The sequence below is a fragment of the Pseudarthrobacter sp. CCNWLW217 genome (assembly GCF_037203985.1).
Lineage (GTDB): Bacteria > Actinomycetota > Actinomycetes > Actinomycetales > Micrococcaceae > Arthrobacter.
The window spans coordinates 432,078-448,956 of record NZ_JBBCBT010000001.1 but is presented as its reverse complement, the minus strand read 5'-3'; the positions used below and the strand labels follow the sequence as shown (position 1 = coordinate 448,956).

16 protein-coding genes and 1 tRNA gene are annotated in these 16,879 nt (G+C 65.0%); 4 read left to right on the top strand and 13 right to left on the bottom strand.

Translation table 11 applies throughout. From position 1 onward, the window contains the following. Positions 1-7 precede the first annotated feature (7 nt). The 7 genes from V9L18_RS02090 to arfA form a co-directional block, all read right to left on the bottom strand. Complete coding sequence (locus V9L18_RS02090) at positions 8-310, bottom strand: urease subunit gamma (protein WP_337345513.1); 303 nt, start codon at positions 308-310, stop codon at positions 8-10. Positions 311-436: 126 nt separating this feature from the next. Further along, positions 437-1,852, bottom strand: coding sequence for an MFS transporter (locus V9L18_RS02085; protein WP_337345512.1), 1,416 nt, complete (start codon positions 1,850-1,852; stop codon positions 437-439). A gap of 90 nt (positions 1,853-1,942) precedes the next feature. Further along, positions 1,943-2,494, bottom strand: coding sequence for a cysteine hydrolase family protein (locus V9L18_RS02080; protein ID WP_337345511.1), 552 nt, complete (start codon positions 2,492-2,494; stop codon positions 1,943-1,945). A gap of 59 nt (positions 2,495-2,553) precedes the next feature. Then, entirely contained in the window at positions 2,554-2,991 is a 438-nt protein-coding gene (locus V9L18_RS02075) for an SRPBCC family protein (RefSeq protein WP_337345510.1), read from the bottom strand. A 24-nt stretch (positions 2,992-3,015) separates the two neighbouring features. Continuing rightward, positions 3,016-4,020, bottom strand: a complete 1,005-nt coding sequence (locus tag V9L18_RS02070; RefSeq protein WP_337345509.1) for a LacI family DNA-binding transcriptional regulator — start codon at positions 4,018-4,020, stop codon at positions 3,016-3,018. A gap of 113 nt (positions 4,021-4,133) precedes the next feature. Next, positions 4,134-4,709 carry an HhH-GPD-type base excision DNA repair protein gene (locus V9L18_RS02065; protein WP_337345508.1) on the bottom strand — a complete coding sequence of 192 codons (576 nt, stop codon included), beginning with the start codon at positions 4,707-4,709 and terminating at the stop codon, positions 4,134-4,136. A 61-nt stretch (positions 4,710-4,770) separates the two neighbouring features. Further along, complete coding sequence (arfA, locus tag V9L18_RS02060; protein ID WP_337345507.1) at positions 4,771-6,297, bottom strand: arabinosylfuranosidase ArfA; 1,527 nt, start codon at positions 6,295-6,297, stop codon at positions 4,771-4,773. 463 nt (positions 6,298-6,760) lie between these two features. On the opposite strand from arfA, the gene V9L18_RS02055 reads away from it, so the two are divergent. Next, positions 6,761-7,558 carry a GAF and ANTAR domain-containing protein gene (locus tag V9L18_RS02055; RefSeq protein WP_337345506.1) on the top strand — a complete coding sequence of 266 codons (798 nt, stop codon included), beginning with the start codon at positions 6,761-6,763 and terminating at the stop codon, positions 7,556-7,558. A gap of 98 nt (positions 7,559-7,656) precedes the next feature. On the opposite strand, the gene araA is transcribed toward V9L18_RS02055, so the two are convergent. The 5 genes from araA to V9L18_RS02030 form a co-directional block, all read right to left on the bottom strand. Further along, positions 7,657-9,177: an L-arabinose isomerase gene (gene araA, locus V9L18_RS02050; protein WP_337345505.1), complete on the bottom strand. Its 1,521-nt coding sequence runs from the start codon at positions 9,175-9,177 to the stop codon at positions 7,657-7,659. 42 nt (positions 9,178-9,219) lie between these two features. Further along, positions 9,220-9,924, bottom strand: coding sequence for an L-ribulose-5-phosphate 4-epimerase (locus V9L18_RS02045; protein ID WP_337345504.1), 705 nt, complete (start codon positions 9,922-9,924; stop codon positions 9,220-9,222). Next, positions 9,921-11,663 (bottom strand): ribulokinase, encoded by a 1,743-nt coding sequence (gene araB / locus V9L18_RS02040; RefSeq protein WP_337345503.1) that lies wholly within the window; start codon positions 11,661-11,663, stop codon positions 9,921-9,923. The genes V9L18_RS02045 and araB overlap by 4 nt, the downstream gene beginning before the upstream one ends. 110 nt (positions 11,664-11,773) lie before the next feature. Continuing rightward, entirely contained in the window at positions 11,774-12,796 is a 1,023-nt protein-coding gene (locus V9L18_RS02035) for a LacI family DNA-binding transcriptional regulator (RefSeq protein ID WP_337345502.1), read from the bottom strand. A gap of 215 nt (positions 12,797-13,011) precedes the next feature. Beyond that, positions 13,012-13,084, bottom strand: a tRNA-Lys gene (locus tag V9L18_RS02030). A gap of 224 nt (positions 13,085-13,308) precedes the next feature. Here V9L18_RS02030 and V9L18_RS02025 point away from each other — a divergent pair. The 3 genes from V9L18_RS02025 to V9L18_RS02015 all read left to right on the top strand — a co-directional run bounded on the left by V9L18_RS02025 (position 13,309) and on the right by V9L18_RS02015 (position 15,871). Further along, positions 13,309-13,968, top strand: a complete 660-nt coding sequence (locus V9L18_RS02025) for a hypothetical protein (protein WP_337345501.1) — start codon at positions 13,309-13,311, stop codon at positions 13,966-13,968. Between the two features lie 267 nt (positions 13,969-14,235). Continuing rightward, positions 14,236-14,853, top strand: coding sequence for a DUF47 domain-containing protein (locus V9L18_RS02020; protein WP_337345500.1), 618 nt, complete (start codon positions 14,236-14,238; stop codon positions 14,851-14,853). Position 14,854: 1 nt separating this feature from the next. After that, positions 14,855-15,871 (top strand): inorganic phosphate transporter, encoded by a 1,017-nt coding sequence (locus V9L18_RS02015; protein ID WP_337345499.1) that lies wholly within the window; start codon positions 14,855-14,857, stop codon positions 15,869-15,871. Between the two features lie 190 nt (positions 15,872-16,061). Here the strand turns inward: V9L18_RS02015 and pstB are convergent, their stop codons facing one another. Further along, on the bottom strand, positions 16,062-16,841 hold the full coding sequence (gene pstB, locus V9L18_RS02010) for a phosphate ABC transporter ATP-binding protein PstB (RefSeq protein ID WP_337345498.1): 780 nt from the start codon (positions 16,839-16,841) through the stop codon (positions 16,062-16,064). Positions 16,842-16,879: the final 38 nt, after the last annotated feature.

Genomic DNA, 16,879 nt, shown 5'->3' with positions numbered 1-16,879 from the left:
GCCTGCCTTATCGGATCGGATCGTGGACGGTGACAAGCTTGGTGCCGTCAGGGAACGTGGCTTCGATCTGGACGTCATGGATCATTTCCGGGACGCCTTCCATCACGTCTTCCCGGGTGATGATTGTGGTGCCGTAGCTCATCAGGTCCGCCACGGTGCGGCCATCACGGGCGCCTTCGATGAGTTCGTAACTGATGATGGCAACGGCTTCGGGGTAGTTGAGCTTAAGTCCTCGGGCCTGCCGCCGCCGGGCAAGATCGGCGGCCACCACGATCATGAGCTTTTCCTGCTCACGGGGCATCAGATGCATCAGGTTCCCTTCTGGTGCCGGGCACGGTCCTACGTTTATAGACCCGGAGGATCATGCAAGCCAGCTTCTCCGACGCATCGCCTCCGTGGCGGATTTCCTGATTAGCGTAGGCCGGTTAGGTTTCCGTCAGATTTCCGGCGTCCTGCTCTCCGCCATCCCCGGTTCCTCAGCAGCAGCCTGCGCATAGGACGCCGAGACCCGGCGGTAAACGGGGGTCAGGAAGGCCAGCAGCGCGGCCGCGATCATGATGATCCCAGCTACCAGGAACACTAGGGCGATGCCACGGGAGGTGCCCTCGCCCAGCAGCGGGGCCAACTCGGCGGCGCCCTCAGCGGACCGGGCGTACGGGATAATCCAGACCTGGGCGATCGGGGCGATGAGGAACGCGGTGATTGGCGCCGCGGCGGACTCAAAGGCCATGGCGAATCCGAACACCCGGCCTTGCCGCTGCAGAGGCACCACCTGCTGGATGACGGTCTGCTCCGCGGCCTCCACGAAAGGTATCAGGACCAGGTACAGCCAAATGCCCGCAATGTAGAGCCACGCCCACTCCCGCAGCGTGAAGACGGCGCCGAGGACACCCATGACGATCACGGCGATGAGCATGGTGCGCAAGGGGTTGGCCCCGAGTCCAAACTTGCCGATCAGCGCTCCGCCGATGAGGAACCCAGTGGAGGCCACAGCAAAGAACGTGCCCCACAGCTCCACGGAGAACATCTCCAGGCCGTAGGGATCCATCAACGCCATGTAGACGCCGCCGATGAAGTTGTTGAACGTGGAGAACAGGATCAGCGCGAACAGACCGGAGACCGCCAGTACGGCGGCGAGGGAGCCGCGCAGGTCGAAACCGCCGTGGGCATCCGTGGCTGCCGGCCGCACTTCCTCGGGCATGCGCAGCATGAGCAGGTGCGCGAATGCCAGCGCCGTGAGCACGAGGGCCACCACGACCGTCCAGCCCATCCCCAGCAGCCCGACCGAAAGCCCGGAGAGCACGGAGGTGACGATGAGCATGAGTCCCTGCACCATGCCCACCAGCCCGTTGGCATTGGCCCGCCGATCCGGCTCGATGAGAATGGTGACCGTCGTGGACAGGGCGATGTTGCGCATGTTTTCCACCACCGCACCGGTCAGGATGATCAGGGCGAAGATCCAGAACCACGGCTGCGTCAGGTCCAGCATCGAGCGGGCGGGCGTCAGCAGGAACATCACCCCGGAGAGCACGAACATCACCAGGGCGAAGCCGGCGGCGAAGCGCATCACGGCCAGCTTGCGGTAGCGGTCCACGAACGTGCCGAAGCTGATGCTGGAAACAGCGATCAGCAGCATGTAGGCGCCTCCGATGACCCCAGTGGCGATCACGTTGCGCGTCTCCACGTACACCCAAAAAGTCAGGGCGAACCACAGGTAGCTGGTGGTGATGTTGGCGAGGGCAGTGTTCACCAGGATCCCTGCGAACGTGCGGGACCGCTGTGCCGGGGTGCGCAATGACGTGTCGATGGCGTCCGGATCGGCCAGCTGCCTGGCCGGTTCCTGCTCGGTCATGCGTCCCAGTGTACTGACAACCACCCGGCACGGACATGGCAGGAGACCAGTGAGGGGCACCGCCTGGAGACGGCTAGCGGCGCACTCCTCCTAGTCCCCGATCCGGCGCAGGATCTCCGCATTGGACTGCACCCGTTGGCGGTACTCATCAGAGAGGATGCGCAGCATGTCAGCGGCGGCCCGGGTGTTCTCTGACCCCGTGGCATCTTCGGCGTACGTGACGCGGATATTCCGGGCGAAGGCGTCCGCCCCCGTCTGCGCGATGCAGTTGTGGGTTGACACTCCCGCCAGAACTACCTCGTCCACGCCCCAGTTCCGGAGCCGGGAGAGGAGGTCCGTGCCGATGAACGCGCTGTCACGGGTCTTCACCAGCTGCGGCAGGCCGTCAATCGCCAGCCCGGGCACGAACCGGGCCTGTTCACTGCCGCGGAAGATGAACCCTTGGTCGTCGTCGAGCATGTTCAGTGACCATGTGGATTTGTCCTGCTCGTGTTCGGTGCCGACCAGCAGGGCCTTGTGTCCGTTGGATGCGAAGGCTTCCACGAGTTCGTTGCAGGCCGCCACCAGGTCTTTTTGTTGGGCGGCGAGCGCCGGGTCTTCAAAGTAGGCGTTCTGCATATCGATTACCAGCAGAGCAATCATCGATCCACCCTTTCGGCTCCGGAAGAGGTGCTGCCAAGGTTACCTGAGAGAACGAACCCTCAGCGGGCTTCCAGCAGCGCCTTCAGCCGGGCCAGATCCTTGCGCATGGCGCGGCGCATCATGGGTGCCATGACCAGGCCAGCCAGCCGGGAGAAGCCAGCCGGGCTGCCCGTGTTGCGCAGCGTCATGCGGGTGGCACCCGGGCCGGCGTCCTGCCAGGTATAGGTGGTCTGCATGGGGAACGGACCCTGGGCTGTGCGCATCGTCAGCGAGGCTCCAGGGTTCAGCTCCGTGAATTCGTACGTGTACTCAAGGGTGCGTCCCAGGAACTCGGCCACGAAGGCCAGCCGGGAGCCTACACCCAGGGGCGGCGCCGTTTCCCAGTGCACGGACTTGATGTTGCTGTACCACTCCGGCGCATTCGTCGGATCCGCCGCGTACCCGGCCACCTCCGCGCGCGGCCTGTTGATCACTGTTTCAGTCCGGACGTCAATCATGGTTTTCCCTTCGCGCCGGTCAGGTTACGGTGCGGATTCCCGGACTTTCAGCACAAAGCCGGCTTCGATATGAACTCCGGCATCCGCCGTTTCCAGCCCTTCGATCCGGTCAATCAGAAGTCCGATGGACCTCTCGGCAATCTCATCCATGCCCGGCGACACCGTAGTGAGCGACGGCGACGCGAAGCGTGCCTCGTCGATGTCATCAAAGCCCGCAACGGCAACATCCTGCGGGACCCTCACACCGCGGACCAGCAGTTCGTGCATGGCACCGAGCGCGATGGCATCGTTAAGACCGAACACTGCGTCAAAGGAAACACCGCGATCCAGCAAGCCGGCAACGGCCGCCGCCCCCGCATCGCGCCGCCACTCGCCGGGCGCCACCAGCGCAGGGTCAAAGCCCACGCCGGCAGCTTCCAAAGCTTTGCGGTAACCACGCAGGCGCAGGCCCGCGCCCCCGGCCGATTCCTCCGGATGGGCACCCATCACCGCAATCCGACGGCGGCCTGCCGCCAGCAGGTGGGCCGTGACCGCCTGCGCAGCTTCCGCGTTCTTCATCGTGACAAGGTCCAGGCGGGGATCCATGATGTGCTCCCCCAGCAGCACCACCGGTTTCTTGCCGCGGAAGGAGGCAACGGCGTCGGCATCCATCGCCAGCGGCGTAAAGAGCAGGCCGTCGGTCAGTTGGCGGAAAGCCCCCTGCAGGGCCGTCCGCTCGTTTTCGGCCGCGGCTCCGGACTGCTCTATCAGTACCCGGTAGCCTCGACGGGAGGCCACGGTCATCAGCCGGGACGCCAGTTCCGCGTAGTACGGCGCGGACAAGTCAGACACGACCAGGCCCAGCATGCGCGTCTTGCCCGAGCGGAGGCTCCGCGCGGTCAAGTTTGCCTCGTAGCCGAGTTCCGCGATGGCATCGTGGACCCGTTGCTTAGTGGCCGGCCGGATGAACTCATAGTCGTTGAGCACATTCGATACCGTTTTCAGCGATACACCCGCGGCGCGCGCAACGTCGTTCATGGTGACTGCCATCGGTGCTTCATTCTCCTTGCGATCTGTTTCCGTACATCGTTGCAGATATTGTCGCAACCGGAACAACCCGCCGTCGTCACGGCATCCGCCGTTTGACCGGCCAGGGGGAGGGATCAGCCTTTGGCAGCCTTGGCGGCAGCTTTTGCCGCCTGCTTCGAAGCCCGCACCTTGGCGAGTGAGTCAGGGTCCACGATGTCCGCGACGGAGAGGAATGCGTCCTCCTGGCCGTAGTGGCCGGCGGCTTCACGCCAGCCGGGAGCTTGCAGTCCGCGTTGCTTGCCCAGGAGCGCAAGGAAGATTTTTGCCTTCTGCTCCCCGAAGCCCGGTAATTCCTGAAGCCGGCGCAGGACTTCCTTGCCATCGGGCTCACCCTTGGTCCAGATCAGCGTGGCATCACCGTCCCAGTCGCGCTGCACGGTCTCCGCGAGGGCCTGGACGCGCCCCGCCATGGAGCCGGGGAACCGGTGCACTGCCGGCCGCTCTTTGAACACCTCCACAAAGGCATGCGGTTCATAGGCCGCAACGGCGGCCGGTGCGATCGAACCGATGCGGGCCCGGATCTTTTCCGGGCCCGCAAAGGCGGATTCCATGGTCACCTGCTGGTCCAGCAGCATGCCGGTCAGGAGCGCAAACGCGTCGTCGCTCAGGAGTTTGTCGGCAGCCGGGTCACCGGTGATGTGAAGTTCCATGGCCCTTATCTTTCCACCAACCCACCGCCCCCGTCATGAGCCTCGGAAGGCGCAGCGGCCGTTAGGGCTCCAGCGCCACGCGGATCATGGACCAGGACACTGCGGGCAGTTCCGCTGTGAGCCGCCCGCCGTCGGCCTTGACGCTGACGTTCTCGACGGGCAGGACCGACGTCGAGTCATCTGCGGTGGCCTGCCAGTACGGGTCCTTGTTGGCGTAAGTGACCGCTTCAATGACCTTGACGTTGCCCAGTCCGGCGACGGCGGCGTCCAGGGTGAGTGCGTCCGTTGCCGAGCGGTTCACGGCGAAGACCACTGCCTCACCCTTGTCGGCGTCGAGCGTTGCCACGGCGGACAACGCAGTGAAGCCCGTTGTCTTGCCGCCGCTGACCAGCGGAGATTCGACGGCGAGCTGCAGCACAGTGCCGACGGCGTGGCGGGAGGTCAGTGCGAACGGGTGGAAGGTGGTCTGCTTCCACGCCCGGCCGCCCGGTTCGGTCATGATGGGCGCGATGACGTTGACCAGCTGCGCCAGGCTCGCTGAGTGCACACGGTCCGTATTGCGCAGCAGCGTAATCAGCAGGTCCCCGACGACGACGGCGTCCGCCACCGTGTAGACGTCCTCCAGCAGGACGGGAGCCACCGGCCAGTCCTGGCCGCTCGGGGACTTGGACTCGCCGCGGCTCATGTGCCACACGTTCCATTCGTCGAAGGAGATATTGACCTGCTTGTCGGACTTCTTGACCGACTTCACGTGGTCGATGTGGGCCACGATGTCGCGGATGAAGGAGTCCATCTTGTGTCCGGCGGCGAGGTGTTCCTGCAAGTCGCCGAAGTCCTCGAAGTACTGGTGCGCGGAGATCAGGTCAACGAGTTCGTAGGTCTCGGTCAGGACCACCCGCTCCCACTCGCCGAAGGTGGGCATGGTGGGTCCGGAGCTGCCGCAGGCCACCAGTTCCAGGTCCGGATCGATCATTCGCATGCCGCGGGCAGTGTCTGCCGCGAGCCGGCCGTATTCGAGGGCGTTCTTGTGGCCGATCTGCCACGGTCCGTCCATCTCGTTGCCGAGGCACCACATCTTGATGCCGTAGCCGTTCTCCGCGCCGTTGGCTTTGCGCTGGTCCGAGAACGCAGTGCCGCCGTCGATATTGCAGTATTCGAGCAGGTCCAGCGCTTCCTGCGTGCCACGGGTGCCAAGGTTAACGGCCATCATGGTTTCGACGCCGGCTTTGGCGGACCACCTGGCGAACTCGTCCACGCCCACGAGGTTGGGGTCCGTGGAGTGCCAGGCGAGGTCAAGCCGTGCAGGGCGCTGTTCCGCCGGGCCCACCCCGTCTTCCCACCGGTAACCGGACACGAAGTTTCCGCCGGGGTAGCGGACGGTGGAGACGCCCAGCTCGCGGGTCAGGTCCAGGACGTCCGTCCGGAAACCGTCTTCATCCGCTTTGGGGTGCTCCGGCTCAAAGATCCCGGTATAGACGCAGCGGCCCAGGTGCTCCACAAACGCACCGAAGGTACGGCGGCGGACGGGCCCTACGGTGAAGGACGGGTCGATGGTGACCTTAGCTGCGGCTGACTCTGATGTGCCCACGAAAACTTCCTCGTTTCTGATTCTTCTACAACGTTATAGAAATCAATTGTTAGCGTTGACAACGAGGTGAGTCAAGGCCTGTTCGGAGATTGGTTTCTGCCAAAGGCACAAAAAACCCGAGGCTAGGCAACAACGCACGCAGAGACCAAATGTGAGTACTCAGTCGCAAAACCAAGTAGTACCTAATCTGAAAAACGAGTACCGATTACCGTTCTCTCAGCTGTCGTCGAGAACTACTTTCGACTGAGAGAAGGAACGTGAATTGCTCACTTGGGGGTGTGAGAAAGGATGCGGGCAGGACCCGAATGCTGCGACTTCCCGGCCCTCATGACCGGGGCACCAAGCGGGGCCGGCGACGAGGAGGTCTTTGAGACCAAGGCCTCTCCCCCAGCCGTCGCCGGCCCTCTGTTCGCGCAATCTGCCTGTGCCAGCGCCACCGCGCCCGGGACCCGCTGACACAGCCATGACGAATCCGTCTCCGCCTTCTCCGTCCCCCAGCGATGGAGGGCAATCATCCCGGGGTGCCTTCGACGTCCCGGAAATTGACGGCCTGCGTGAAGGCCTCTTGCTCGATCTCGTGACGGGTGCCCAAAGCCTCACGGAATCGCTGGACACGCTGGCCAGGATGGCCGGCGCAACTCTCAGCCAGGCCACGGGTGGCGCTGTGGAATGCGCTGTTGTGCTGCACCACGGCAAGCACCCCACCCTTGCGGGCACAGTCGACCATGCCCGCGAGCTGGCTTCGCTAGAACTGGAACTCGGAGAGGGGCCGCTGACGGATGCGCTGGCTACAGGGCTTCCTGTAGCCGCAAACCACATGTCAGCTGATTTCCGCTGGCCCCAATACAGGCGCAACCTGAGGTCCGCCGGCTATAAGAGCATGATGGCGGTGCGGCTGCAACTTGACGACGGCGCGCAGTCCGCCCTGGTGTTTTTTGCCGCCAGAACGGCTGCATTTCCACAGCCTGTGGTTGCCGCCGCCCTCGGCTTTGCGGACCTCGCATCCCGGAGCCTCAGGCTGGTCACGGAGCTCAGGGAAGCCCGGTCATCCGCAGCCGATCTCCGCTCAGCCCTGGAGAGCCGGACCTCCATCGACATCGCCTGCGGCGTCATCATGGCGCAGAACCGATGTTCCTATCGTGAGGCTTTCGGCATCATCTCCAATGCTTCAAGCCACCGGAACATCAAACTCCGCAAGGTGGCCGAGGACATTCTGGACAAACTCCCCGATGGCGCGCCCCGAACCCACTTCGACCAGTAGGTGGGCGCCGGGTGTTGGCGATATAGAAGGCCATTAACTGAAATCAGGGCGCGGTGTTCGCGCCCTGATTTCAATTAACCCTGCGAACTACCACGGGCTTAGATTCCGCCAGCCAATTTGTAATAGGCAGCATTCCAGTTCAGGTCCTTCTTGAACTGGCGGATGGTGGTGTCCTCGTCGATGGTGAGGAGTTCGGTTTTGGCGATCTCGGCGAAGTCCTCAAACACATCCATGCCGACGGCGGTGCTGAGCACGGTGTGGTGCGCGGCGCCGGCGGTGAGCCACGCGGCGGCACTCGTGGCGAAGTCGGGCTTCGGCTGCCACAGGGCGCGGGCGACGGGGAGGTTGGGCAGCGGCTGGTCCAGGGGGACGACATCCACGGCGTTGGCCACGAGGCGGAAGCGGTCCCGCATGTCCGAGAGGGCAACCACCACGCCTGGGGAGGCGTCGGCGTCGAACACCAGACGGACCGGGTCTTCGCGGCCGCCGATACCCAGCGGGTGGATCTCCAGGGTCGGCTTTCCAGCCGTCAGGGACGGGCAGACCTCCAGCATGTGCGCGCCCAGGATCTTCTCCGAACCGGGCTCAAGGTGGTAGGTGTAGTCCTCCATCAGGGAAGCCCCACCGGGCAGGCCGGCGCCCATCACTTTGGCCGCCCGGACCAGGATGGCGGTCTTCCAGTCGCCCTCGGCACCGAAGCCGTAGCCATCGGCCATGAGCCGCTGCACGGCAAGGCCCGGGAGCTGGCGGAGCGCGCCGAGGTCCTCGAAGGAGGTGGTGAAGGCGGCGGATCCATTGGCTTCGAGGAAGCTGCGCAGGCCCAGTTCGATGCGGGCGCCGTAGCGGAGGGCGTCGTGGCGGGCCGCGCCTGCGCGGAGCTCCGGAACCACGTCGTAGAGGTCCTCGTACTCCGCTACCAAGGTGTCGACGTCGGCCTCCGCGGCGCCGTGCACGGCCTCGGCGAGTTCGTTGACGGACCAGGTGTTGACCGAGACGCCGAAGCGCAGCTCGGCCTCGGTCTTGTCACCCTCGGTGACGGCGACGTTGCGCATGTTGTCGCCGAAGCGGGTGAGCTTCAGGGTGCGGACGGCGGCCCAGCCGGCGGCGGCGCGCTGCCATACGCCCACCTGGCGGGCCACCTCCGGGTTGGAGACGTGCCCCACTACGGTCTTGCGGGCGATGCCCAGGCGGGACTGGATATAGCCGAACTCGCGGTCGCCGTGGGCGGCCTGGTTGAGGTTCATGAAGTCGAAGTCGATGTCCGCCCAGGGCAGGTCACGGTTGGCCTGGGTATGCAGGTGAAGGAGCGGCTTGCGCAGCAGGTCCAGGCCCTGGATCCACATCTTGGCCGGGGAAAAGGTGTGCATCCAGGCGGTGACGCCGATGACGGCATCGTCCGAGTTGGCTTCCAGCGCGGTGCGGCGGATCGCATCCGAGTCGGTCAGGACCGGCTTCCAGACGATCTTGACCGGGACAGCAGAGGAGGCGTTGAGCTGGTTGGCGATCTCCTGGGACTGGGCGGCCACCTGCTTGAGGACATCCTCGCCGTAGAGGTGCTGGCTGCCGGTGAGGAACCAGACCTCGAAGCCGTCAAGGGAAGTGTTTGCTGCGGTGCTCATGGGTTCTCCTGCGAAGTAAGTTCGGTGGGCTGACGGGCAGCGTTACTGGCCGTAGACGTTCTGGTAGCGGGCGTAAAGGGAGTCGATATGGCCCTGGTCGATCGGGATCGGCTCGCCCAGCTGGCGCGAAATGTGCACGGTGCGTGCTACTTCCTCACACATCACGGCAGCCTTCACTGCGGAGCGGGCATCCTTGCCGATGGTGAAGGGGCCGTGGTTCTGCATCAGCACGGCGGGCGAATTGGAGTTCTTCAGCGTCTCCACGATGCCTTGGCCAATCGAGTCGTCGCCGATCAGTGCGAACGGGCCCACCGGAATGGAGCCGCCGAATTCGTCGCCCATCATGGTCAGCACGCACGGGATCGATTCGCCCCGGGCGGCCCAGGCCGTGGCGTACGTGGAGTGCGTGTGCACCACGCCGCCGACGTCGGGCATGTTCCGGTAGACGTAGGCGTGCGCCGCGGTGTCCGACGACGGCGACAGCGGCGGGTTGCCCCACTCACCGTCCGCATCGCCATCCACTGGCACCCCGTGGAGGTCGGTGACCACCATCTGCTCGGGCGTCAGGTCATCGTAGGAAACGCCGGAAGGTTTGATGACCAGCAGATCTCGGCCGGGAACTCGGGCCGAGACGTTGCCGGCGGTCCACACCACCAGTTCGTAGCGGGTGAGCTCGGCGTGCAGGGCGCAAACTTCCGCCCGGATCCGGGCAATGGTTTCCAGCGTGTTAGCGGTTGCGGTGCTCATGCGGAGGCTCCAACGGTGGCGGGGGTGGCGGCTGCTGTGCCAGGACTGGACGCTTTGGCGGAGCGGCGCGCGATGGCCTTGAGCCGGTGCATCACGTCGTTGGCGCCGCGGCCGAAGTAGTCGTGGAGGGCGCGGTATTCGACGAACAGTTCCTCGTAGGCGGCAACGTTTTCCGGGATCGGGGTGTAGACCTCCCCGGGCTCGGAGCCCATGGCTGCCGCAGCCTCGCGGATGTCGGCGAACTTTCCGGCCGCGACGGCTGCGTGGATGGCCGAGCCCAGTGCCGGACCCTGGGTTGAGCCGATGGTGGAGAGCTGCAGCCCGGTGATGTCCGCGTAGATCTGCATCAGGAGCTTGTTCTTCAGGAGGCCGCCGGCCACGATGAATTCCTTCACCGGCACCCCGGAATCACGGAAGGCGTCCACAATGGTGCGCGTACCGAAGGCCGTTGCTTCGAGCAGGGCACGGTAGGTATCTTCTGGTTTCGTGGCCAGGGTCTGGCCCACCACCACGCCGGAGAGCTCGTGGTCCACCAGCACCGAGCGGTTGCCGGAGTGCCAGTCCAAGGCGATCAGGCCGTGCTCGCCGATCCCCTGGCGGGAGGCGAGTTCGGTGAGGTATTCGTGGATGCCCAGGTTCTTTTCGGCTGCGGCCTGGTGGTATTCCGGCGGGACGCCGTTCTTGGTGAACCAGCCGAAGATGTCGCCTACACCGGACTGTCCGGCCTCGTAGCCCCACAGCCCGTCGACGATTCCGCCGTCCACCACGCCGCACATGCCGGGCACCTCGTGCAGTTCGGTGCCGTTCATGACATGGCAGGTGGAAGTGCCCATGATGGCCACCAGCTGGCCCGGATCCACCGCCCGGGCAGCCGGGGCGGTGACGTGCGCGTCCACGTTGCCCACCGCGACGGCGATGCCCTCCGGCAGGCCCGTCCACTCGGCTGCCTCTGCCGTGAGGTAGCCCGCGGCATCGCCGAGACGTCCGATCGTGTGTTCGAGTTTGGCGCTGACGAAGTCCTTGAACGCCGGGTTCAGCGCGGCCAGGAAGTCCTCGGACGGGTAGCGGCCGTCCTGGTAGATGCCTTTGTAGCCGGCAGTGCAGGCGTTGCGTACGTACTGCCCGCAAAGCTGCCAGACGATCCAGTCGGCTGCTTCGACCCAGTGGTCCATGGCGGCGTAGGCTTCCGGGTCCTCTTCCAGCAACTGCAGGCCTTTGGCGAATTCCCACTCGGAGGAGATGAGCCCGCCGTAGCGGGGAAGCCACGATTCGCCGCGTTCCGCGGCTAGGTCGTTGATCCGGTCCGCCTGCGGCTGCGCGGCGTGGTGGCGCCACAGCTTCACGTAGGCGTGGGGCCGGTTGGCGAAGCCTTCCAGCTCGTTCAACGGGGTTCCGTCCGCCTTCACCGGCACCATGGTGCAGGCAGTGAAGTCAGTGGCAATGCCGACGACGGCCGCCGGGTCGATCCCTGCGGCAGCGATCGCTGCTGGAACTGCGTTGCGGAGGACGTCGCGGTAGTCGTTGGGGACCTGGAGAGCCCATTCGCCAGGCAGCCGTGCGGCGGCTGCACCTGCCACATCCGCCGGCAGCGCATCAGTGACTACCGCGTGCGGGTAGTCAAAAACCCCGCTGCCGAGTTCCTTGCCATCCCTGACCCGGACCACCACCGCGCGTCCGGAGAGCGTCCCGTAGTCCACGCCGATGACGTAGTTGTCTGTGCCGTCTACTGTGACGTCCATAAAAAGTTCCTCCAATGAGCTGCCGCCACCTCGCGGCCTGCTGTCAATTGTGAGCGCTAACAACATTGAAGTCAAGAGTCCGAAATAGCTCAACGACTACGGCAGCAGGACTACGGGGCCGCGGCGGGTCCTGACGTGCTGGCCCGAAGGACCAGTTGGGGGGTGACAACGGTGGAACTCACGGCGGCACCAGCCTCGATCTCCTTCAGCATGATGTCCATGCAGCGCCTGCCGAGCTCCTCAAAGTCCTGGCGCACGGTGGTGAGCGGCGGAGTGAAGTACCCCGACTCCGGCTGGTCGTCGAACCCAACCACGGAGACGTCGTCGGGAACGCGGACCCCGGCCTCGTTGAACGCCCGAAGCAGTCCCAGCGCCATCTGGTCGTTGCCCACAAAGAGCGCCGTGGCGGTGCGCTTCGCTGCGAGCCGGCGGCCGATCTCGTAACCACTGCCAGCGCTCCAGTCTCCTTCGACCAGCAGATCATGCGGGAGCCCGGCCTCCTCGAGGGCTGCCCGCCAGCCCTCGGCGCGGAGGGCGCCGTCGATCCAGTCCCCAGGACCCGCCACATGACCAATCCTGCGGTGCCCCAGCTCGATGAGATGCCCGACGGCGAGTTCGGCGCCGCGTCTCTGGTCCACCATGGCGCCACTCACCGCGTCGTTGCCCAGGGATCCGACGGCAACCACGGGCACTCCGGGGTTGAATTCCTCAAGGATCTGCAGGGTTTCGGAGTGCGGCACCAGCACTGCGATACCGTCAACCGATTGGTCCGTGAAGTGCCGCAAGGCGTCGAAAATGGCGTCGCGGCTGACGGAGCGGAGTGCGGCGATGCTGACGAAGTAGCCGGCATCCCGCGCGGCCTGTTCGACTCCCAGCAGCGTGTTGGCCGGCCCGTACTGGGAGAGTTCGCTGCCCAGCACGCCGATGGTCTGCGAGCGCCGGGTCACCAGGCTGCGGGCCGCGGTGTTCCGGCGGTAGCCCAGCTCCGCAATGGCAGCTTCCACTTTTTCCCGGGTGGCCTTGCTGACGTTCGGGTGGTTGTTGATGACGCGTGAGACCGTCTGGTGGGAGACACCCGCGAGCTCGGCCACGTCTTCAAGGCGCGGCAGTCGCCCGTTGCTGCTTTTTGACATGTACCCATTGTGCCCGTTGCCATGCGCCAGCGGTTGATGCCTGATCGAGTACTGGATGTCCGGCCTTGCCGCCCCGTCCTAAGCTTGTCCGCAGATCCGGGCCTTGAAGGGCGGGAACGGCAACAGGGTAGGAAAGCCGGGATTCACGGCAAAGAAAAAGTCCCCGGCAGCCTGTTTCCAGGATGCCGGGGACTTGCCACTCTTCGGTGAAAGAGTGGGCCCTGTGGGGCTCGAACCCACGACCCACGGATTAAAAGTCCGATGCTCTACCAACTGAGCTAAAGGCCCCAACTGACCGTCAAAAGAGCCGATCAGCCCAATCCATTTCTGGACGTTAATACTGTACCCCAGACCGGGGGCTGATCCGGCACGCAGGTGAGCGCCGCCGTCGTACGCCGACACTGCGGTTTCCCGCCGTGCTTTTCCGGCACTGGTTTCCAGCTCCCCGACGGGGCCCGCATCCCTTCCGGGACGCACTCGATTCCCTTTGGGCACAGGAGTAGCGTGGGGGCATGAGCGAGCAAACAGGACCCAGTCACTACGGCGGAGCCAACCGGCATCACAAGCCCAAGCCTTTCGCCCCCATCGACTTTGAGCCGTTTGCCGGGGGGCCAGATCCGGCACGCGTCTCCGAGGCTGCACACCTTGCCGCGCAGGCTCTGGTGCGCCACGGACGCGACAGCGACGACCCCGTGATCACCGAACGGCTGGTCAAGCTGACCGACGAACAAGGATTGGAAGCCATCGCGGAGATGTGGGCCGAAAGCCCGGCCCGGTCCCTGCCCGGCGCCCTCTGGCGGCTGTACGCCCTGCGCGCCGCCACCGTCCAGGACCCGGAGAGGATTTCGGTCTACTTCCGTGCCGGCAAGGACACCGCGCAGGTGTCCAACGTGGTGGCCGGCGCCGCCGAGCCGCCTGGTGCGGATGAAATGCGGACCATGGCTGATGCCATCCTCTCGGGGGCGTTCGACGGCGAGTTCGACGTCGCGCTGGAACGCTCGGCCGCGTTCTGCCGGGTAGTGGCGCTCGGCCAGGCGACCATCGCCGACGGCGCCGAGCACGGCAACGAGGCCCACGCGAGCAAGCTCACGCGCAACTCCCACCAATTGGTGAAGACAGCCGAGGACCTCGAACATGCGGCGAACGCCTGGCGCCTGGGCGAGCTGGACTGACCCCAGAAGGCTGAATCTGTCAATGTTGACTTGGGCGATCCAACGTAGTTCACTGAAACTGGTGTCGAACCGCGAAACCCCCGGGCTTCAACATTTAGCCGCCTAGAGCGGCCTACCGCCGAGAGGCGTATCCGGTTCGGCACCATTTTTATGCCATTTTTTCAGCGCCCCGTAACCGCCCGGTAGAGTAATGGTCAGTTGCGGGCTGCGGTCAAGTCACAAAGCCGGCTTCCCCATCCCAGTACATTTCCCGGAGACGGTACCCACGTGAAGCTGCGCCTTTTTCCCCAGGAGCCCGCCGGGCTGAACCTCCTTTCAGAGATGGCACGCCAGATCGTACTGGCCACCGCCACGCTCGCCGAGATCCTGGGCGTCCCCGCAGCCGAGCACGGCAAACTCGTGGAGGACATGCACAACCACGAGGCCAAGTCCGCCGAACTGCATTTCGCCCTGCTCACCCACATGCGCACCAGTTTCGTGAACCCCCTCCCCCGGGAGGACATGTACGCGCTGTCCCGCTACCTCAACGAGGCCATCGAGAAGCTCGACGCCGCCGCGGAACTGGTGGCCCTGTACAAGCTGGAGCGCCTCCCCAAGCGGGCTGCGGACCAGTTGGAAATCATCAGCCGCCAGGCCGAGCTGACGGTGGACGCCATGCGCCGGCTGAACAACCTTGATGACCTAGAGGACTACTGGATCGAAATACTGCGGCTGGCCAAGCGTGCCGAACGCACTCACCGCGTCTGGGTGGCGGACATGATTTCAGACATGAAGTGGGCTCAGTATTCCCGCAACCGGGACATCGCCAACCAGCTCGTTGAAGTCACCAAGGACATGCGGCGCATCGCCACCCAGGTGGGCAGCATCATCGTCAAGGAATCCTGAGGTGACCGCAGCCATCTTCGCCGCGGTGGTGCTGCTGACTGCGGCGTTTGCTTTCCTCAACGGCTTCCGCGACGTCTCCAACTCCGTGGCACTCACTGTCCGCACACGGGCACTCACTCCCAGCGTCGCCGTCCTGCTGGCGGCCTTCTTCAACTTCCTCGGCGCCTTGCTCAGTGCAAGCCTGGCAGTGGCCGTGAGCCAGCACTGGATCACGCTCCCCGGCGGCGCCAACGGGCTCGGCATCCTGGTTGCCGGGCTGGCGAGCGCCTGCGGCTGGGGCATCCTGATGTGGTGGCGTGGAATACCGTCCTCCTCCACGCATGCGCTCGTGGGCGGACTCGCCGGTGCCGGCCTGGCCAGCCTTGCAGTGGGCGGCGGCGCGGTGGGCGGCGTGGACCAGTCGCTCCTTTTCCAGGTGGTCCTGCCACTGCTGCTCTCCCCGCTGGTTGCCTACAGCGGAGCCTTCCTCCTGGTCTACCCGGCCACCTGGGCGGCACGCTACGCCCAGCCCAACGTCATCAACACCCGCTTCCGCCGCAGCCAAGCCATCGCGGCCGGCGCCGTCGCCTTTGGCCACGGCCTGCAGGACGGGCAACGCGTCAGCGCAGTCCTCCTGCTCGCCCTGCTGGCCAGCGGCTATGCCGACGGCGGCACCATCCCCGTGTGGGTGGCACTCCTTTCCGCCGTGATGATCTCAGCGGGAACACTCTTCGGCGGCTGGCGCATCTCCCACACCATCGGCTACAAAATCACGCGGATTGACCCGCTGCGGGGTTCCGTGGCGCAGATCTTCAGTGCAGCGATCCTGTTTGTGGGGGCCATCGGGCTGCACTGGCCTGTGTCCACTACGCACACCGTGACTGCTGGCGTGCTGGGCGCCGGCGAGAACCAGCACTTCTCCGTCACCAACCGGAAACTGGTGATCCGGATCCTCGCGCTGTGGGTGCTGACGCCGGCTGCGACGGCTGCCGGTGCCTTTATCCTGGCGCTGGCGCTGTCACCGCTGGCTGACTCCTAGGCCCTTAGACGCCGCCCCGATTGCAAAGAAGCCCCGGACCAGTTGTGGTCCGGGGCTTCCTGCATATTGCATCGATTGCTCCGTGGCCGCCCTTTTGGGGCGTCAAAAGGGCGCTACTGGAGCAATCGATGGTGGGCCCACAGCCGCAGGGTCCCCGGGCGAGCTTGCGAACCTGGGGAGCGGCTGGCGACTACCCGAAGCGGCCGGAGACGTAGTCTTCCGTGGCCTTCACCGTGGGGTTGCTGAAGATCGTGTGGGTGTTGCCGAATTCGATCAGTTTGCCCGGCTTGCCCGTCCCTGCAATGTTGAAGAAGGCCGTCTTGTCCGAGACGCGTGCGGCCTGCTGCATGTTGTGGGTCACGATCACCACGGTGTACTGGTCCTTGAGCTCGTTGATGAGGTCCTCAATGGCCAGGGTGGAGATCGGGTCCAGGGCGGAGCACGGCTCATCCATCAGGATCACCTGCGGCTCCACGGCGATGGCGCGGGCGATGCACAGGCGCTGCTGCTGTCCGCCGGAGAGCCCGGAGCCCGGCTTCTCCAGCCGGTCCTTGACCTCGTTCCAGAGGTTGGCTCCCTGCAGTGAGCGCTCCACCAGGGCATCGGCCTCGCCCTTGGAGATCTTCTGGTTGTTCAGCTTCACGCCCGCCAGCACGTTGTCGCGGATGGACATGGTGGGGAACGGGTTGGGCCGCTGGAACACCATGCCGATCTGGGAGCGCACGGTCACGGGGTCGACACCGGGGCCGTAGAGGTTGTCCCCATCGAGAAGGACTTCGCCTTCCACCCGGGCGCCCGGGAGGACCTCGTGCATGCGGTTCAGGGTCCGCAGGAACGTAGACTTTCCGCAGCCTGAGGGGCCGATGAACGCCGTGACGGACTTGGCTTCGATGTTGATGCTGACGTCTTCCACGGCGAGAAAATTGCCGTAGTAGACGTTCAGGTCCTTGACGTCGATGCGCTTAGACATGGTGTTCCTTCACTTGCTGGGGTACGGAATAAGTTTAT